The 18,621-nt window shown below is 66.6% G+C and carries 16 protein-coding genes, 2 tRNA genes and 1 pseudogene; 14 read left to right on the top strand and 5 right to left on the bottom strand.

The genetic code is table 11. The features are described from left to right. Positions 1–307: 307 nt before the first annotated feature. Complete coding sequence (locus F6X53_RS26825) at positions 308–1,633, bottom strand: UDP-glucose dehydrogenase family protein (protein WP_151004121.1); 1,326 nt, start codon at positions 1,631–1,633, stop codon at positions 308–310. Between the two features lie 433 nt (positions 1,634–2,066). Between F6X53_RS26825 and F6X53_RS26820 the strand changes: the two genes are divergently transcribed. Beyond that, positions 2,067–2,141: transfer RNA gene (locus F6X53_RS26820), tRNA-Val, on the top strand. Positions 2,142–2,292: 151 nt separating this feature from the next. Here the strand turns inward: F6X53_RS26820 and F6X53_RS26815 are convergent. Continuing rightward, positions 2,293–2,874, bottom strand: a complete 582-nt coding sequence (locus F6X53_RS26815) for a CoA-binding protein (RefSeq protein ID WP_151004119.1) — start codon at positions 2,872–2,874, stop codon at positions 2,293–2,295. A 102-nt stretch (positions 2,875–2,976) separates the two neighbouring features. Here F6X53_RS26815 and F6X53_RS26810 point away from each other — a divergent pair, with 102 nt between their 5' ends. The 3 genes from F6X53_RS26810 (at position 2,977) to rpsI (ending at position 4,542) form a co-directional block, all read left to right on the top strand. Continuing rightward, the gene (locus tag F6X53_RS26810) at positions 2,977–3,405 is read left to right on the top strand and encodes a PaaI family thioesterase (protein ID WP_151004135.1); all 429 of its coding nucleotides are present in this window, start codon (positions 2,977–2,979) and stop codon (positions 3,403–3,405) included. A gap of 190 nt (positions 3,406–3,595) precedes the next feature. Then, the gene (gene rplM / locus F6X53_RS26805) at positions 3,596–4,057 is read left to right on the top strand and encodes a 50S ribosomal protein L13 (protein WP_151004133.1); all 462 of its coding nucleotides are present in this window, start codon (positions 3,596–3,598) and stop codon (positions 4,055–4,057) included. 2 nt (positions 4,058–4,059) lie between these two features. Then, a complete protein-coding gene (gene rpsI, locus F6X53_RS26800) occupies positions 4,060–4,542 on the top strand; it encodes a 30S ribosomal protein S9 (RefSeq protein ID WP_151004117.1) in 483 nt (160 codons plus the stop codon). 141 nt (positions 4,543–4,683) lie between these two features. Here rpsI and F6X53_RS26795 read toward each other — a convergent pair whose 3' ends face one another. Then, positions 4,684–5,193, bottom strand: coding sequence for a DUF5872 domain-containing protein (locus F6X53_RS26795; RefSeq protein WP_151004115.1), 510 nt, complete (start codon positions 5,191–5,193; stop codon positions 4,684–4,686). A gap of 756 nt (positions 5,194–5,949) precedes the next feature. Between F6X53_RS26795 and argC the strand changes: the two genes are divergently transcribed. The 5 genes from argC (at position 5,950) to F6X53_RS26765 (ending at position 10,193) form a co-directional block, all read left to right on the top strand. Then, on the top strand, positions 5,950–6,900 hold the full coding sequence (gene argC / locus F6X53_RS26785) for an N-acetyl-gamma-glutamyl-phosphate reductase (protein WP_151004111.1): 951 nt from the start codon (positions 5,950–5,952) through the stop codon (positions 6,898–6,900). A 128-nt stretch (positions 6,901–7,028) separates the two neighbouring features. After that, positions 7,029–7,499 carry a nuclear transport factor 2 family protein gene (locus F6X53_RS26780; protein ID WP_151004109.1) on the top strand — a complete coding sequence of 157 codons (471 nt, stop codon included), beginning with the start codon at positions 7,029–7,031 and terminating at the stop codon, positions 7,497–7,499. A 535-nt stretch (positions 7,500–8,034) separates the two neighbouring features. Then, positions 8,035–8,577: a Ros/MucR family transcriptional regulator gene (locus F6X53_RS26775; RefSeq protein WP_151004107.1), complete on the top strand. Its 543-nt coding sequence runs from the start codon at positions 8,035–8,037 to the stop codon at positions 8,575–8,577. A 336-nt stretch (positions 8,578–8,913) separates the two neighbouring features. Next, positions 8,914–9,969 carry a selenide, water dikinase SelD gene (gene selD / locus F6X53_RS26770; RefSeq protein WP_151004105.1) on the top strand — a complete coding sequence of 352 codons (1,056 nt, stop codon included), beginning with the start codon at positions 8,914–8,916 and terminating at the stop codon, positions 9,967–9,969. A 147-nt stretch (positions 9,970–10,116) separates the two neighbouring features. After that, positions 10,117–10,193: transfer RNA gene (locus F6X53_RS26765), tRNA-Arg, on the top strand. Positions 10,194–10,437: 244 nt separating this feature from the next. On the opposite strand, the pseudogene F6X53_RS34080 reads toward F6X53_RS26765, so the two are convergent. After that, positions 10,438–10,629: pseudogene (locus F6X53_RS34080) on the bottom strand (IS481 family transposase); the annotation flags it as partial. Positions 10,630–10,666: 37 nt separating this feature from the next. After that, positions 10,667–11,554 (bottom strand): LysR family transcriptional regulator, encoded by an 888-nt coding sequence (locus tag F6X53_RS26755; protein ID WP_151004103.1) that lies wholly within the window; start codon positions 11,552–11,554, stop codon positions 10,667–10,669. Positions 11,555–11,942: 388 nt separating this feature from the next. Here F6X53_RS26755 and F6X53_RS26750 point away from each other — a divergent pair, with 388 nt between their 5' ends. The 5 genes from F6X53_RS26750 (at position 11,943) to F6X53_RS26730 (ending at position 18,594) form a co-directional block, all read left to right on the top strand. Beyond that, positions 11,943–13,226 carry a ribulose-bisphosphate carboxylase large subunit family protein gene (locus F6X53_RS26750; protein WP_151004101.1) on the top strand — a complete coding sequence of 428 codons (1,284 nt, stop codon included), beginning with the start codon at positions 11,943–11,945 and terminating at the stop codon, positions 13,224–13,226. Beyond that, positions 13,223–14,605 carry a four-carbon acid sugar kinase family protein gene (locus F6X53_RS26745; RefSeq protein WP_151004099.1) on the top strand — a complete coding sequence of 461 codons (1,383 nt, stop codon included), beginning with the start codon at positions 13,223–13,225 and terminating at the stop codon, positions 14,603–14,605. The genes F6X53_RS26750 and F6X53_RS26745 overlap by 4 nt, the downstream gene beginning before the upstream one ends. A 17-nt stretch (positions 14,606–14,622) precedes the next feature. Beyond that, on the top strand, positions 14,623–15,408 hold the full coding sequence (locus F6X53_RS26740) for an SDR family NAD(P)-dependent oxidoreductase (protein WP_151004097.1): 786 nt from the start codon (positions 14,623–14,625) through the stop codon (positions 15,406–15,408). Between the two features lie 41 nt (positions 15,409–15,449). Then, positions 15,450–16,469: a TRAP transporter substrate-binding protein gene (locus F6X53_RS26735; protein ID WP_151004095.1), complete on the top strand. Its 1,020-nt coding sequence runs from the start codon at positions 15,450–15,452 to the stop codon at positions 16,467–16,469. 232 nt (positions 16,470–16,701) lie between these two features. Next, entirely contained in the window at positions 16,702–18,594 is a 1,893-nt protein-coding gene (locus F6X53_RS26730; RefSeq protein WP_151004093.1) for a TRAP transporter large permease, read from the top strand. Positions 18,595–18,621: the final 27 nt, after the last annotated feature.

Below are 18,621 nucleotides of genomic sequence, written 5' to 3'. Positions count from 1 at the left end.
GGCACGTATTCATCAGCCCTAGCCTCGCAGAGAGGGCCAATAGGCGCCGGTCTAGGCCACCACCTTTCCGCAAAATCCACAGATCTGCACCCCACAATTGCCACAATCCAGGATGTGCCGAGCAACTGAATTTGCCTGGCCTGCGGGCGGACAGTTCCTAAACTTCGGTTAGTCGTGGTGGCAACACGCTGCCGGTGCGGCATTCAAAGCATCGCCTGCCCGATTCTAGGGCTATAGCCAAGCTGCAACACCTTCGCGCGACGACGGCGCCGCCGATCCCGACCCACCAGATCTTGGAGACGCGCCGTCACGCGCCCGCCTCCCGCGCCGATGGCCGGCCGACGCTGGTGTAGCGAAATCCGCGCCGCGCGAGGTCCTCGGCCCGGTAGACGTTGCGCAGGTCGACCACCACGGGCGCCGCCATCGTGGCGCGCAGCCGCTCGAAATCGAGGGCCCGGAACGCGTCCCACTCGGTCACGAGCACGAGCGCGTCCGCGCCTTCGGCGCAATCGTAAGGGTCGCTCGCATAGGCGATCTCCGGCAGGAGAGGGCGCGCCTGCTCCATCCCTTCCGGGTCGTAGGCCCGGATCCGCGCGCCCGCATCCTGCAGCCCCGCGATGATGGAGAGCGAGGGCGCATCGCGCATGTCGTCGGTGTTGGGCTTGAAGGTCAGCCCCAACACCGCGATCGTGCGGCCGCGCACGCTCCCGCCGCAGGCCGCCACCACCTTGCGGGCCATGGCGCGCTTGCGGCTGTCATTGACCGCCACCACGGTCTCGACGAGCCGCACCGGCGTGCCCGCATCCTGCGCGGTCTTGACCAGGGCCAGGGTGTCCTTGGGAAAGCACGAGCCGCCGTAGCCCGGGCCGGCATGCAGGAATTTCGAGCCGATGCGGTTGTCCAGCCCGATGCCGCGGGCGACCTCCTGCACGTTGGCGCCGACCTGCTCGCAGAGATCCGCGATCTCGTTGATGAAGGTGATCTTGGTGGCCAGGAACGCGTTGGCCGCGTACTTGGTCAGTTCCGCCGTGCGCCGGCCCGTCACCAGGATCGGGGCCTGGTTGAGATAGAGCGGGCGGTAGATCTCGCTCATCACCTGGGCGGCGCGGGAATCGTCCGCCCCGATGACGATGCGGTCCGGGCGCTTGAAGTCGGCGATGGCCGCGCCCTCGCGCAGGAATTCGGGGTTGGAGACCACCGCGACCTCGGCCTCGGGGGCGGCCTCGCGGATGATGCGCTCGACCTCGTCGCCGGTGCCGACCGGCACGGTCGATTTGGTGACCACCACGGTGTAGCCCGAGAGCGACGCGGCGATCTCCCTGGCGGCGGCGTAGACATAGGTGAGGTCGGCAAAGCCGTCGCCGCGGCGGGAGGGCGTCCCGACCGCGATGAAGACCGCGTCGGCACCCGCCACCGCCTCGCGCATCGCGGTGGTGAAGGTGAGCCGGCCCTGCCGCGCATTGTCGGCCACGAGGGCCTCGAGGCCGGGCTCGAAGATCGGGATCCGGCCGGCCTTCAAGGCCTCGATCTTGGCCGGATCCTTGTCGATGCAGACCACCTCATGCCCGAAATCGGCGAAGCAGGTGCCCGAGACGAGGCCGACATAGCCTGATCCAACCATCGCGATGCGCACAGGCGAAACTCCCTCGAGGCCCCGATCGGACGTCCGGCGCGGCCCCCGGGAGCCCGCTCGTTGCGCCGCACCAATACCGAGAATCGACGGGCGGGGAAACCGGCCCGGCTCGCTTCATCCGGCGCGCTCTGCGCCGCCGGGGCTCGCGGACGGGATCCGACTGGCGATGTCGAGCGGCAGCCTGTCTGCCAAAGCCCGCCGCCGCAAAGCCCGCCGCCGCGCAGGGGCGCGGCGAGGTCCGCGCGCCTCGGCCGGACGGCGCGCATCCACCGCCGGCGGGTTCGATCCCGCGCGGGCGTCCGGCGGAATGGCGGCTCCGGGGCGTCGAGGAGGGGCCTGGCGATAAACTCGCCGAGGGGGCCAATCTCAGGCTTGCGCCCCCCCACGCCAGAAGCTATAGCCGCCACCTCGCCGGAGCGGAACGGTTCCGGACGGGCGCGTAGCTCAGCGGGAGAGCACTACCTTGACATGGTAGGGGTCACAGGTTCGATCCCTGTCGCGCCCACCATTCCCTCTCGGGAATGGATCGAGAGAACAGGGGCTCCCGCACGGGGGCCCCTTCTCGTTTGAGGCCTCCCGCGACCCCAACATTGCCGAGAGCCGAGGCATCGCGCCCCGCCCTCCGGCCGATCCGCCCGCCGCTGGCGGGGCCGACGCGATCACCCCTTCGCTCCGCCCCGGTCCTCGATCGTCAGTCGCTGAACCCCGCGGCCTGCCAGGACCGGCTTCTTGGCGCTGATGATCCGCGAGTTCACGCCGGTCCAGCCGATCTCGCCCGAGAGCCGGCCATACTCGATCTTCGGGCAGCGGTTCATGATGACCGTGACGCCGCGCGCCTCGGCCCGGGCCGCCGCCGCGTCGTTGCGCACGCCAAGCTGCATCCAGATCACTTTCGGCAGCGGGTCGAGGGCGAGGGCCTCGTCCACGAGGGGGCCCGCCGCCTCGGCGTTGCGGAAGATCTCGACCATGTCGACGGGCTCGGGAAGATCCGCGAGGGATGCGACCACGGCCCGGCCGAGCAGGGTCTGGCCGGCGAGGCCCGGATTGACCGGCGTCACTGCGTAGCCGCGGTCGATCAGGTATTTCAGCACGATCCAGCTCGGCCGGGCCGGGTTCGCCGAGGCGCCGACGAGCGCCACCGTGCGGGTCTGCCGGAGCAGGGCCCGGATCTCGGCATCGGGGTAACGGTCGTGCCGGGTGGAGAGGCCGTCGGGGACCTGATCGAGACTCGGGATGCTCATGCCGGACTTGTCCGCCATCGCCGGCCGTGCTGCAAGGCAGCCGCGGTCACGGCCGCGACGAACGCGACCCCGGTGGACAAGACCTTGACCGAACAGCCCGTGATGAGCCTCACCGAGGTCGTGGATTTCCTCGAGCGGGAATTCCCCCAGATCCATCACGGCGGGCGCAGTTATCACCTGGAGGCGGTCGGCCCCTTGCGCGCGCGCATGAGGATGGACCATCACGAGCGGCACCTGCGCCCGGGGGGAACCGTCTCGGGCCCCGCCATGATGGCGCTCGCCGACCTCGCCCTCTACGCGGCGATCCTCGCCAATATCGGGCCAGTGGGGCTCGCGGTGACGACGAACCTCAACTTCAACTTCCTGCGCAAGCCCGGCACCGGCAGCCTCGTCGGGGAAGCCCGCCTGATCAAGCTCGGGCGGCGCCTCGCGGTCGGGGAGGTCCTGATCAGCTCCGCCGGATTGGACACGGATGCGGAGGATCTCGTCTGCCACGCCACCGGCACCTACTCGATCCCACCGACGCGCTAGCGCATGCGGTATCACAGTACCGTCACGTCGAAATCGTTCCAGCAACTCGGTTTTTTCGCGATGACGCGACCCGCGAATCGCTTGACCTGACGCCCGGAGCCCCGTATTGGAGCCGCCGTACGCCGCTGCGTTCCCCCGAACGCGGCGGCCATCGTTTTTCGACACACCACCAAACGCCACGGGTTCGGCCATGAAAACCTTTTCGCTGAAGCCCGCCGACGTCGACAAGAAGTGGATCGTGATCGATGCGGAGGGCCTGGTCGTCGGCCGGCTCGCCTCCATCGTCGCGATGCGCCTGCGCGGCAAGCACAAGCCCGCGTACACGCCCCACGTCGATTGCGGCGACAACGTCATCGTCATCAATGCCGACAAGGTGAAGTTCACCGGGCGGAAATACGAGCAGAAGCTGTATTTCCACCACACCGGCTATCCGGGCGGCATCAAAGAGCGCTCGGCCAAATACATCCTCGAGGGCCGTTTCCCCGAGCGGGTGGTCGAGAAGGCCGTGGAGCGCATGCTCCCGCGCGGCCCGCTCTTCCGCCAGATCATGGGCAACCTCCGGGTCTACAAGGGCACCGAGCATCCGCATGTGGCACAGCAGCCGCAGGCGCTCGACGTCGGCGCCCTCAACCGCAAGAACGTGAGCGCTTGATCATGGCGACCCTTCAGTCCCTCGCCGACCTCAACCGGGCGAACACCACGTCCCAGGGTGAGAACGAAGCCCCGGTCCACGTCCAGAAGCTGGACGCCCAGGGCCGTGCCTACGCCACCGGCAAGCGCAAGGACGCGGTCGCCCGCGTCTGGATCAAGCCCGGCTCGGGCACGATCACCATAAACAGCCGTCCGATCGACACCTACTTCGCCCGCCCGGTGCTGCGCATGATCCTGCGCCAGCCCCTGCAGGTGGTGAACCGGGTCGACCAGTACGACATCACCGTCACGGTGGCGGGCGGCGGCCTCTCGGGTCAGGCCGGCGCCGTGCGCCACGGCCTCTCGAAGGCGCTCACCTACTACGAGCCGGAGCTGCGCTCGTCCCTGAAGCGCGAGGGCTTCCTCACCCGCGACGCCCGCGTCGTGGAGCGCAAGAAGTACGGCCGCAAGAAGGCCCGCCGCAGCTTCCAGTTCTCGAAGCGCTAAGTTCGGCAGCACTGAATTCCGGAAGGGCGGGTCCTCGCGGGCCCGCCCTTTTTCATGCGCGGATGCCGAAACGCGACGCGGCCGACCCCGGAGGGCCGACCGCGATCAAGCGGATGCCGGGTTGAACCGGCTTTTGGGCGATCAGGCGTGGAGCGCGCGTTCGAGCTCGCCCTTCGACATCTTCGAGCGGCCCGGGATGTTCTTCGCCTGAGCCTTGCGCATCAAATCGGCCTTGGTCGGGCCGGCTGAGCCCGAGCCCTTGCGGGCGGCGGCGGCTTTCCGCGCCACGTCCTTCGGCTGCTGGGAGAATTGCTTGCCCTTGCGGGTGTCGGCGCGCTTCTTGTCCGACGAGCGCGCGTATTCGGCGTCCGACACGGCGTCGCGGGCCTTCTTCGGCAGGTAGCGCTCGCCGGTCTTGCCGCTCTCCTTGCCGGATTTGGTGCCCCACTTCTCGTCGGTCCACTGCTTCAGGTGGTTGTCGTCGGACTTCTTGCCCGCATATTCACCGCCCTCCTTCTTGTATTCCTGCGTCGCCATCTGGGCTTTGCGCGCGGACCATTGCCCCGGCTTGCCGCCCTTCGACGATCGGGTGACGCGCGTCTTCACCTTGTCCCACAGTTTCGGATCGGTCTTCTCGGCGGTCTGCGACATGGTCTCTGACCTCTCATCCAGGATTTGGCAGTCAACCGGGCCTGCGCGTGCAGGTTCCGGCAGCCTTGTCCCGGCGCTGTGGACGGGTGAAGCAGTCATCATCCTGTGTCAGGGCGCGGGCTAGAGCCGCGCCCGATCGCGTTGCAACGGGCTGGAAAATGGGCAGCCCCGGTCCGGTTCGGCGCGACGGCCCCCCTCTCCCGTGCGGGAGAGGGTTGGGGTGAGGGGTGCGCGCTGTCCGGAGAAGTCGCACCCCTCACCCGTTCCGCTATCGCGGATTCGACCACTCCCGGACGGGGGAGGTGAAGCACAGCGTCATTCCAGGGCTCCGTTTCGCGGTCTCGGGATGACGGCGCGGGCAGCGCGACGGACCCCCTCTCCCGTGCGGGAGAGGGTTGGGGTGAGGGATGAGCGCCTTCAGGATGGAGCATGCGGTCGTATCGCCGACTGGGCGCCGATCGGGCGCACCTCGTTCTGAAAGGTCTCAACCCTCACTCTGTCCCTCTCCCGCACGGGAGAGGGGATCCGCGCCCGCTTCGGCACGGGCGCACCCGACGGTCCCGTCGCAACGCGATCGGGAACAGCTCTAAGGGCGAATCGCGGCGTCACGGCGGGAAGGCGTGGCAGAAACGCACGGCAAGAACGCGCGGCAGGAACGCGCGCCAAGACCTTCGGGTGAGAACTCGCCGATTGACTTCACGACGCGCGCCCTCCACCTCGCGCGCAGGGTCCGACGGGACGGAACAGGCGACAGCGATGACGGACGAGACCAGCGGCCAGAAGCCCAGCGTGTTCATCGACGGCGAGGCCGGGACGACCGGCCTCGGCATCCGCGAGCGGCTGGAGCGCGACGGCCGGGTCGCCTTGCGCAGCATCCCGCACGAGAGCCGCAAGGACGCCGCGGTGAAGCGGGCGCTCCTCGCCGAGGTCGACTGCGTCGTGCTCTGCCTGCCCGACGACGCCGCCCGCGAGACCGTGGCGCTGGCCGACAGCTTGCCGGACGGTGGCCCGCGCATCCTCGATGCCAGCACGGCCCACCGGGTCAGCCCCGGCTGGACCTACGGCTTCGCCGAACTCGCCCCGGATCAGGCCGAGGCGATCCGCGCCGCGCGCCGGGTCGCCAATCCCGGCTGCTACCCGACCGGCGCGATCGCGCTCCTGCGCCCCCTCGTGGAAGGCGGCCTGATCCCGGCCGATTTCCCCATCAGCATCAACGCGGTCAGCGGCTATAGCGGCGGCGGCAAGGGCATGATCGAGAGCTACGAGAGCGGTGCCGCCGCCCCGTTCCAGCTCTATGGCCTCGGCTTCGCCCATAAGCATTTGCCGGAGACGCAGATCTACGCGCGCCTGACGCGGCGGCCGATCTTCGTGCCCTCGGTGGCCAATTTCCGCCAGGGCATGCTGGTGAGCATCCCGCTCCACCTCGACAGCCTGCCGGGGAGGCCCGGCGCGGGCGATCTCGAGGCCGCGCTCATGGCCTGGTATGCCGGCCAGGCCCAAGTACAGGTCGTGCCCGGCGCGACCACGGGCGCGCATCGCGAGCGCCTCGAGCCGGAGGAGTTGAACGACACCGACCGGCTCGAATTGCGGGTCTTCGGGTCGGATGAGCATCGCCAAGCCGTCCTGGTCGCGCGCCTCGACAATCTCGGCAAGGGCGCCTCGGGCGCGGCGGTCCAGAATATCGGCCTGATGCTCGGCCTCGATTGAGGCCGCGGGGGCGCGCCCGCGCGCGGCGTCGGGGCGGGCCGGACCAGCGATCAACCCGGCACAACCCGATTGACCGCGCGGTCGCCCGCGACGCACAGGATTGTGCCCCTCACGGAGTGACCCTGGCCATGTCGGAGATTCGCCCACCCGTTCCCCCCTTCGACGCGCAGAGCGCGGCCCGGAAGGCCCGCGGCGCCGAGGATGCCTGGAACACCCGCGACCCGGAGCGGGTCTCCCTTGCCTACACGCCGGACAGCTGGTGGCGGAACCGTTCGGAGTTCCTGGTCGGGCGCGAGGCCATCGTGGCCTTCCTCACCCGCAAGTGGGAGCGCGAGCGCGCCTACCGCCTGATCAAGGAAGTCTGGGCCTTTCACGAGAACCGGATCGCCGCGCGGTTCGCCTATGAATGGCACGATGAGGCCGGGCAGTGGTTCCGCTCGCACGGCAACGAGCAGTGGGAATTCACCGAGACCGGTTTGATGCGCCGGCGCGAGGCCAGCATCAACGACGTGCCGATCACTGACGCCGACCGCAAGTTCCACTGGCCGCAGGGGCCCCGCCCGGCCGACCATCCGGGCCTGTCGGATCTCGGGCTGTGAGACCGAGCGGGCGGACCTGCCCAACCGGGCTGTCCGCCCCGCAGGACCGCCGATTCGGCACAATCCCGCCGGCCAAGGGCCGTCGATCCCAGGCGGTCGATCCAAGGCGCCGGTTGATCGGCGGGGGCAACGCGCGAGGCCCGGACCAGCGTCGGGGCGGCTGCCCGCACCAGCACAAATCGACGAATTCAGGTTGCGCGTACGCTCTGACCTGTGCTCGCGCCGATTTCTCACCCACGCGGAGTTGAGACATCGTTCCGGGACGTTGAGCTGTTTTTGCTCAAGCTTGGTGTGAGCTTGCAACGCATGCTTTTGAGTCGGACCCGCGGGCAATAAGGGTTCCAAACCGCTCGAGAACCGCCAAGAATTGCCACCTCAGATCGTTTTTCAGCCGGATGGGTGGCGAATTCGCGCATTCCGTCCACATTTATTGATCTGCGGCCGCTTCGCTCCGCTTGAAACATCTTGCCGAATTCCGATGCTGAGCTTACGGTCATGAAGATCATCCGCCCATCATAACAACGGCACAACGATCATGAGTGAAACCGACACCGACAAGGCCCGCCTGATCACGCTCGCGGCGGACATCGTCTCGGCCTATGTCAGCAACAATCATGTTCAAAGCGCAGAATTGCCGAAGCTTCTCAGCGACGTTCACGAGGCGATCTGCGGCGTCTCCACGAATGGCGCGGCCGCGGCCGAAACCGGACCTCCGAAGGCGACCGCTCAGGAAATCCGCCGCTCGGTCACGGCCGATTACCTGGTCAGCTTCGAGGATGGAAAGCAGTACAAGACGCTGCGCCGGCACCTCACCTTGCGTGGACTGACGCCCGAACAGTATCGGGCCAAATGGGGTCTTGCCCCCGACTATCCGATGACGTCGCAGAGCTATTCCGAGCAGCGTTCGGAACTGGCCCGCGCCCTCGGCCTCGGCCAGCAGCGCCGCAAGGGCGTCGCCAAATCCGCCGCCGCGGACGTCACGCGCTCCGAACCCGTCGAGACCAAGGCCCAGGAGAGCGCCGCCGCGGCCGCTCCGGAGAAGAAGCGCCGCGCCCCGCGCAAGAAGAAGGACGCTTGAATCCTTGATCCTGTAAGATCAGGGCGCGACGTCCGGACAGGCGGAGACACCGAAAGCGGCGCCCCCCGTCCCCGTTGATCGGCGCGACGGACGGCCACGGGATCGACGCGGCCACGCGCGAGGCAGGCCGAAAGCCGTCTCAGGTCAGGCAGACAGGGAGGCGCCGCGCCGCCGGCATGGCCGGCTCGCGTGAAATATCGCCCCCTGCGCCTTGCCGGATCAGCCCGGCGGTCGAGATAGCCTGGCATCAGGCCGCCCAGGACGGCGGCCGTCGCGGGTGGGGCGGAGGGCGCGGCTCGTACTCCCGCCACGCCGGCGCCAATGCCCGGAGGAGCCATGAGTGCGGATCCCGTCCGCCTGACGAGCCTCGCCCATGGCGGCGGCTGCGGCTGCAAGCTCGACCCCGCGATTCTGCGGGGGCTCCTGGCGGACCAGCCGGTAGCGGGCCCGTTCGAGCGCCTGCTCGTCGGCAACGAGACCTCCGACGACGCCGCGATCTGGGCTCTCGACGACGCGACCTGCCTCGTTGCCACCACCGATTTCTTCACCCCGATGGTGGACGACCCGCACGATTTCGGGCGGATCGCGGCCACGAACGCGATCTCGGACGTCTATGCCATGGGCGGACGGCCCATCCTGGCGCTCGCGATCCTGGGCATGCCGCTCGGCAGGATCGCCCCCGAGACGGTGGCAGCGATTCTGAAGGGGGGCGCCGCCACCTGCGCGGAGGCGGGCATCCCGATCGCGGGCGGACATTCCATCGACACGCCCGAGCCGATCTACGGATTGGCCGTCATCGGCCTGTGCCCGCGCGGGCATGTGCGCCGCAACGCCGACGCGCAGGCGGGCGACGCCCTGATCCTGACGAAGCCGCTCGGGGTCGGCGTCTACGCGGCGGCGATCAAGCGGGAGGCTTTGCCCGACGGCGGATATGCGGAGTTCGTGGCGACCACGACTCTGCTCAATCGGATCGGCGCGGATCTGGCGGCCGACCCGGACGTGCACGCGATGACCGACGTGACCGGATTCGGCCTCCTCGGCCACAGCCTCGAGATCGCCCGCGGCGCCGGGCTCGGCCTCGTCATCGAGGCCGACGCGGTCCCGCTCCTGCCGAAGGCCGAGGCGCTGGTGCGCGAAGGCTTCGTCACCGGCGCCTCCCACCGCAACTGGTCCGCCTATGGCAGCGCGGTGGACCTCCCTGCCGGCTTCCCCGACTGGCGCCGGCATCTCCTGACCGATCCGCAGACCTCGGGGGGCCTGCTCGTCGCCTGCGCGCCGAACGGCGCCGCCGCGATCCTGGCGCGCATCCGCGCAGCCGGTCACCCGACGGCCGCGATCCTCGGACACGTCGCGGAGGGACCGGCGCGCCTGCGTCTCGCCGCGCGCGCCTGAGGCCGCTCAGGCTGGCGAGCGGAGCGGGACCGACGCGGCCCACCCTCGGCACACCGGTTTTCCGGCGAGCTTCGGAGCGACCGCCCGTGCCGCGCGAGTCTCGTGGTGACAGGCGGCGGGGGGCCTGTTACGACCCAATTCCTGGGAGGCCCCGTAGCTCAGCTGGATAGAGCAGCCGCCTTCTAAGCGGCAGGTCGCAGGTTCGAGCCCTGCCGGGGTCGCCAGCCTCCTTCCCTTCGAAAACCACCCCCTGGCGGGAGCCGCAACGGCAGACTCGGTGATTTGCGTTCCTCGGGAGGAGCCGTGTGTCGGGTGCGCGCCACACGCTGAAATTGCGACCAACTCGGAGAGCCGACGTTCGACTACCCTCCTCGACGAGGTGTCTGGTCCCGGCATCTGATGGAGCGGGTTGAGCCTGAAGCGGCTGGGGTCGGCGGTCCAGGCTTTGCCAATGGCCTCGAATGGGGTGAGCCCGCGTAAGGTCTTGAGGCGGCGGCCGTCGTTGTAGGCGGCGATGTACTCGGCCAGATGCGCGCGCACCTGCTCGTGGCCTTCATAGTGGTGGCGCCGAACCGTAGCCTCCTTGATGAGTGGGGCTGCCAAGGCGACGTTGCCGGGCGTGGTGAAATGGGTGCCGTTGTCGGTGAGAACCGTGTGCACCCGGCAGGGCACGGCCCGGCTCCTGCTGGAAAACTATTCATCGATTCGCGCGCACCGAACGCAACTCGCTTCGAAGCCAATTGGTAGCTGCCTTGAGATCAGGGCGATTACTTTGGTGGCTCGCCATCCAAAGCTGAAGGTTGTGTGGCCCGACCACGAACCCGAAAGGCGCAACGAGGTGCCCTGAGCGAATTTCATCCTCCACCAGGATGAATGGAGCGAGCGCAAAGCCCAAACCGACAGCCGCGGCTTGTATGACCAGATAGAAGTGTCCGTAGATCTCATGGGGAGCAAGTCTAAGGTCCGGCCTGCCCGCGGCCATGGCCCATTCTGACCAGGCGTTTGGGCGGGTTGCATTCACGAGAATGCGCGCATGAATGAGATCGTCAAGCTGTGAGCAACCAAGGCGCGCGGCATAATCAGGATTGCAGACTGGGCCGATCTCCTCTTGGATCACCGTTTCGGCTATAGCGCTCGGCGGCGGTCTGTACATTGTGGTTCGAATGGCGAGGCTTATTTCGTCATGAACGAAGTCGGCGTCGCCGAAGCTGATGTTGAGCCGAAGGTCGCTTGATGGGTTGGCGGTTTTGAATTTCGGAAGTCTCGGAATAAGCCACCGCATCATGATTGTCGCTGAACAGGAGAGCGTCAGCGGGCCTGGCTGCACGCGCGAGACGGCGATCTGCAGCCGCTCGAAGGCTTCGGCAACATCGGAGGCGAGCTGGGCGCCTTCACGGGTCGCCACAATTGCTCTGGGGTGCCGTTCGAACAGGGGTAGTCCGAACCGATCCTCCAAGGCCTTGATCTGACGGCTCACGGCACCGTGTGTCACGCCGAGTTCCGTTGCCGCGGCGCTCATGCTGCCGAGGCGTGCCGCTGCCTCGAAGGCGCGCAAGGCGTTCAGTGGCAGGTGGGATGTCGACATGGCAGCCTCCCTGGTTGCTGCTGTGAGTTTTTATCACATCAGACTGCGCCGATCTCGGATTTTCAGCAGCTGCTGCGCGCGCTATGCGTTAGGAAATAGCAGATTAATTCGACAGGGCGGAAACCAGTGACAAGCAATCGCCGAGAGCGGTCTTGTCCGCGCATGATTGAGAATGCATAGCATCCGATCTACGTCAGCCAAAATCATTCCAATGATTTACTTGTTAATAGTACCCGCGTCCTTCGAAAATTAGGAGCTCGTCTCTGTGACGAGTGCCGTTTGCGCGCGGGCCCTTGAGCTGTTGCGGTTTCGTGTTCCGAGCGCGCGGTGCTGCTCGTGGACGAGCATCGTGCCGCGCACGGCTGCTTACCCGTCGATGGAGGATTAGATGCAAAGCGGCGTGATCGAGGGCTCGAAATCTCCTCCCCTGCGGATCGAAGCAGACTACCTCGTCGAGACGATCGGCGACCCACGTTCCGCGGTCGAGACCATGGCGGGCGAGCAGTCGAGCGGGACCTTCGTACCGGTTCCCGGCGAGACGCCTGAACTCAAGGCGCGCTCGGCCGCTCGCGTCGAGCGTCTGGAGGTCTTCGACGAGCGTGTTGCCACCGCGTCGCTGCCGACGACCGCGAAGGCGTCAGGGGAGATCCATCGCGCCCTGGCGACCCTGTCCTGGCCCATTGAGAACTTCGGCCCCTCGCTGCCGAACCTGCTGGCGACGATCGCCGGAAATCTGTTCGAGCTACGAGCCTTCACCGGCCTGCGCCTGCTCGATATTCGCCTGCCGCAGGCATTTGCCGATGCTTACCCTGGTCCGCGCTTCGGCATTGAGGGCACCCGACGCCTGGCCGGCGTCAAGGACCGGCCGGTCATCGGCACGATCATCAAGCCGAGCGTCGGTTTTGGGCCGGAGGAGACCGCCGCCCTCGTCGAGAGGCTATGCGCGGGCGGCATCGACTTCATCAAGGACGACGAGTTGCAGGCGGACGGTCCGCACTGCCCCTTCGACGCGCGGGTCAAGGCGGTGATGGCTGTGATCAACGCTCACGCGGATCGGACGGGCAGGAAGGTGATGTACGCCTTCAACCTGACCGGCGACCTCGATCAGATGCGCCGCCGCCATGACCTCCTGCTCGCGGAAGGCGCGACCTGCCTGATGGCAAGCCTCAACTCGGTCGGGCCTGTCGGCATGATCGAGCTCGGGCGCTTCAGCACCCTGCCGATCCACGCGCACCGTAACGGCTGGGGCGCGCTGACCCGCCACCCTCTCCTCGGATGGTCCTACGTCGCTTGGCAGAAGATCTGGCGGCTCGCGGGCGCCGACCACATGCACGTCAACGGCTTGTCCAACAAGTTCTTTGAGGACGATGACAGTGTGATCGCCTCGGCGCGCGCCTGCCTGACCCCGATGTTCCCGGACAAGCCGTGCCTGGCGATGCCGGTCTTCTCGTCCGGCCAGGGCGTCAAGCAAGCCCCCGGCACCTACGCGGCGCTCGGTTCCACCGACCTCATCGTCACCGCCGGCGGCGGCATCGTTGCGCATCCGGGCGGTCCTGGCGCTGGGGTGCTGGCCCTCCGGCAAGCCTGGGATGCGGCGGTCGCCGGAATACCGCTCGACCAGCATGCGAGGGATCACCAGGAACTCGCACAGGCCTTGGGAGCAGCCGCGTGACCGCTCCTCCCTCACCACGCCGCTTGCCGGAGGGGCCGCTCATTGCCTTCTACGGCGACGACTATACCGGCTCCTCAGCCGCGATGGAGGTGCTGGCGTTCGGTGGCTTGCCGACCGTCCTGTTCCTGGATGTTCCCGCTCCCCAGCGCTTCGCGGCCTTCTCGGGCATGCGCGCGATCGGTATTGCCGGGGTTGCGCGGGCGCAATCGCCGGCCTGGATGGATGCGCACCTGCCGGGAATGTTCCGGCTCCTCGCGTCACTTGGAGCGCCAATCGGGCACTACAAGGTCTGTTCGACCTTCGACTCCGCGCCGGAGATCGGCTCGATCGGACGCGCCGCCGAGATCGCTGAGGCCATCTTCGATCCAGCCTGGACGCCGATGGTCGTGGCTGACCCCGGCATGGGCCGGTACCAGAGTTTTGGCCATCTGTTCGCCACGGCCAACGGGGCCGGCTACCGGCTCGACCGTCATCCAACGATGGCCCGCCACCCTTCGACGCCGATGGATGAGGCGGATCTCGCCCTGCATCTCGCCCGGCAGACTGAACGCCGTACCGGCCTCGTCGACTTCGTCGCGATGAAGCGCGGGGAGGGCGAGGAGCAACTCGATCGGGCCTTGGCCGAGGGGGCCAAGATCGTCTCCCTCGACGTGCTCGACCGCGAGACCCTCGTGGAAGCCGGACGGCTGATCTGGGAGCGTGGCGGATCACCGACCTTCTGCATCGGCTCGCAAGGGGTTGGTGCGGCGCTCGTCGCCTACTGGCGTGCCGCCGGTCTCATTCCGGCCGAACCGGATTTGGCACGGCCGGGGTCAGTCGAGCGGATTGCCTGTGTGTCAGGGTCAGTCTCCCCGGTTACCGCTGCTCAGATCGCGCATGCCCTCGACAACGGCTTCGAGGGTATCCGCCTCGATACCCAGCGGGTGGTGGACGCGCAGGAATGGAAGCGTGTGGTTTCTCGCGCGGGCCAGGATGCCCTGGCCGCCCTCGGTCGAGGCCGCGATCCGCTGATCTACACGGCCACCGGCCCGGACGACCCGGCTGTCGCGGCTTTCCTTGCGGCGACACGCACGGCCGGGCTGTCGGCCGAATTCGTGAACGAGCGGCTCGGCGCAGGCCTCGGCCAAGCCCTTCGCACCGTGATTTCGCAAGCAAAACTGACCCGCGCGGTGATCTCCGGTGGTGACACATCGGGGCGTGCAGCAGCGCAACTGGGCATCGATGCGCTCACAGCGATCAGCCCAATCGATCCGGGCGGACCGCTCTGCCGCTCCCATGGCGAGAACAGCCCCCTCGATGGTTTGGAGATCGCCCTCAAGGGCGGACAGGTCGGACGCCCCGACTTCCTTCGAGCCGTGAAGCGAGGCGGGCGCAAATGACCACGGAGGACGCTGCTATGTCTCGGAGATTAGAAGGGAAAGTTGCGCTCGTGACCGGCGGCGCGCGGGGTATCGGGCTCGCGACGGCCCATGCCTTTGCACGAGAAGGCGCGCGCGTCGTGATCGCCGACCTGAACGCTGACGGCGCAAGGGAGGCCGCTGCCAGCCTTGGTCAGGACGCACTCGGCCTCGGTGTTGATGTGGCCGATCCGGCCTCTGTCACCACGATGATCGCTGCGATCATCAAGGCCCAGGGGCGGATCGATATCCTGTTCAACAACGCCGGGATCGGCGCCAACACGCCGTTCCTGGAGACGCGCCTGGAGGACTGGAACCGCATCCTCGGCGTCAACCTCACCGGAGCCTTCCTGGTGGCGCAGGGCTGCGCCCGCGAGATGGTCCGGGTCGGAGAGGGCGGCAAGATCGTCAACGTCGCCTCGCTTTCGGGCCAGCGCGACGCCAATGGCCGCGCCGCCTACGGCTCGGCGAAGGCGGGGCTCGAACTGCTCACCAAGGTGATGGCCGTCGAGCTCGCCGAGCACGCCATCAACGTCAACAACGTCGTCCCGGGCGCGATCGAGACCGACATCGCCAAGATCATGCACGATCAAGCGACGCGGGCCGCCTACGGACGGCTCATTCCGATGACGCGCTACGGCACGCCTGAGGAGATCGCCGACGCCGTGGTGTTCTTGTGCTCGGACGAAGCCCGCTACGTCCACGGCCATACGTTGAACGTCGACGGTGGTTTCCGCGAGGCAGGGCTGATGTTCAAGCGCGACGCGCCCGCGCCGAGCGCCTGAACAGCGCGATCATCTCGAACCAACAACAAGAGGAGGAGACGATGGGCAGTATACTCACACGCCGACATGCGGTCACGCTAGGAGCCGCAGCCGGTATCAGTGCCGCGCTCCCCCTGCGCTACGCCCGCGCGGCGGAGTTCAGCTTCAAGTGGGGCACCAACGTGCCTGAGGCGCATCCGCTCAACGTCTATGGCCGCAAGGCCGCCGAGGCGCTGACGCAGGCCACCAACGGACGCGTTGAGCTGCGACTGTTCCCCAACAACCAGCTCGGCGGTGACGCCGACATGTTGTCACAAGTGCGCTCAGGCGCACTCGAATGCTTCTCCCTGTCGGGCGTCAACGTTCTCTCGACCATGCTGCCCGCCTCCGCGATTTCCGGCGTCGGGTTTGCGTTCAAAGACTACCCGATGCTTTGGAACGCGATGGACGGCAAGCTCGGCGCGTGGCTGCGCGGTCAGATCAACAAGGCGGGCCTCGTCGCCATGGAAAAGATCTGGGACAACGGCTTCCGACAAGTGACGACGAGCACCCGGCCGATCGTCAAACCGGAGGATTTCCGTGGCCTCAAGATCCGGGTGCCGGTCAGCTCGCTCTGGACTTCTCTGTTCCAAGGTCTCGGTGCGTCGCCGACCGGCCTCAATTTCGCAGAGGTCTACACCGCCCTTCAGACCAAGGTTGTGGACGCGCAGGAAAATCCCCCAGCGATTATCGCAGCTTCGAAATTCTATGAAGTCCAGAAGTATTGTTCTCTGACAAACCATATGTGGGATGGCTGGTGGTTCTTGATGAACCGCCGCGCCTGGGGCCAGCTGCCGCCGGACCTTCAGGAGACCTTCGCGAAGGTCGTCAACGCTGCTGCTGTCGCAGAGCGTGAGGAAGTTGCCCGACAGAATGAAAATCTGAAGGCCGAACTTGCGCAAAAAGGTCTCATCTTCAACGCCGTTGATCCTGAACCTTTCCGCATGATGCTCAGCAACGCAGGTTTCTACAAGAACTGGAAGGCGAAGTTCGGGCCTGAAGCGTGGGCGCTCCTGGAGGAAAGCACTGGACCTCTCAGCTGATGGGTCAGTCGCAGAATTTCTCCTTCTAAGCCCACCAGTTCAGCGCGGCCGGCAACACAAAAAAAATCCGTTTGATCAAAATATGATATCATAGCGTATATTCTATAAATAGCTACATCATAAACTCTGCGATTTGCTCTGCTTAAGACCTAAACAAGAAAAAAATACCTAGAATAACAGTAGATCAGATCTGTGCGTGATCAATCTACCAATGACATTGGGAGGAAACACCATGCACATCGATATCGCCGCTGCCGAGACAACTCCTGGTGCTGATCTTCACGGACCTCCTCTGACCGAGAATCTGTGGCTGAGACGCCTCGATCATGTCATCGGCTACATCGTTGAAATCCCTGCTGCGCTGCTGGTGTTGGCTGAGATCGTTGTGCTGCTCGCCGGGGTCGTAAGCCGCTATGTGTTTCATGCACCGCTGGTCTGGTCGGATGAATTGGCCGGCATTCTGTTCTTGTGGCTCGCCATGCTAGGCGCAGTCGTCGCCTTCCGTCGCTCCGAGCATATGCGCATGACGGCCATCGTTGCGATGGCCAGACCGCGGATCCGCGCTTTCTTGGAGACGATCGCGCTGGTCGCCGGCCTGATCTTCGTCGCCTTGATGCTGCACCCGGCCTACGAGTTCGCAACCGAGGAGATGTTTGTTCAGACGCCCGCGCTGGAACTCAACAACGCGTGGCGGGCGGCAGCCCTGCCGGTCGGGCTCGGGCTGATGCTCATGATCGCAATCCTGCGTCTTCTCGAAACCACCGACTGGCGTCTGACGCTCGCCGCTCTGGCCCTCGGGATCGGCGCTGCGGTCGGACTCGTCGCTTTGCAGCCGCTGCTGGCTGGCCTCGGCAACCTCAACCTGCTGCTGTTCTTCGTCCTCGGCGTCGGCGTTCTGGTCTTCTCGGGCGTGCCGATCGCCTTTGCGTTCGGGCTCTCCACCTTCGCTTATGTGACGCTGACCACGAAGTCGCCATCCATGGTCGTTGTCGGGCGCATGGACGAGGGCATGAGTCACCTCATCCTCCTCGCGGTGCCGCTCTTCGTGTTTCTCGGCCTGCTGATCGAGATGACCGGCATGGCGAAGGCGATGGTTGGCTTTCTCGCGTCGCTCCTTGGTCACGTTCGTGGCGGCCTGCACTACGTGCTCGTCGGCGCGATGTACCTCGTCTCCGGCATCTCGGGCTCGAAAGCAGCCGACATGGCCGCTGTCGCGCCTGTGCTCTTCCCCGAGATGAAGGCTCGGGGCGCGAAAGAGGGCGACCTCGTGGCTTTGCTGGCCGCTACCGGCGCTCAGACCGAAACGATCCCACCCTCGATCGTGCTGATCACCATCGGCTCGGTCACCGGCGTCTCGATCACCGCCCTCTTCACCGGGGGAATGGTGCCGGGCCTCGTGCTGGCCGTGACCCTCTGCGCTCTCGTCTGGTGGCGCTACCGTGGCGAGGATTTGAGGCATGTCGCTCGACCCTCGGGTCGAGCCATCGGCAAGGCCCTTGTCGTGGCCGTGCCGGCCTTGGCGCTGCCCTTCGTGATCCGTTTTGCGGTGGTCGAGGGCATCGCCACCGCCACGGAAGTCTCGACCATCGGCATCGTCTACGCGGTGCTGGCGGGCCTCTTGATCTATCGGCAGTTCGACTGGCGGCGGCTCTACCCGATGCTGGTGATGACTGCGGCTCTCTCGGGAGCGATCCTGCTGATCATCGGGGCGGCGAGCGGTATGGCCTGGGCACTCACGCAGTCCGGGTTCTCGCAGACGCTCGCGGTGGCGATGAAGAGCCTGCCAGGCGGAGCGCTGGGCTTCTTGTTCGTCTCGGCGGCGGCCTTCGTCATCCTGGGTTCGGTTCTGGAGGGCATCCCCGCCATCGTTCTGTTCGGCCCGCTCCTGTTCCCCATCGCCAAGGAGGTTGGCGTGCACGAGGTGCACTACGCGATGGTGGTGATCCTCGCGATGGGCGTCGGCCTGTTCGCCCCGCCCTTCGGCGTCGGCTACTACGCCGCCTGTGCCATCAGCCGGATCCACCCCGACGCCGGCATGCGGCCAATCATCGGCTACATCGTCGCACTGCTCGTCGGCCTCCTGGCGATCATCCTTGTGCCCTGGTTCTCGGTCGGGTTTCTTTGAAAGCCGTGACGGCGCAATCGCTACCGG

Source organism: Methylobacterium soli, from assembly GCF_008806385.1.
Lineage (GTDB): Bacteria > Pseudomonadota > Alphaproteobacteria > Rhizobiales > Beijerinckiaceae > Methylobacterium > Methylobacterium soli.
The sequence above is the reverse complement of the archived record's forward strand: the minus strand, read 5'-3'. Positions and strand labels throughout refer to the sequence as shown.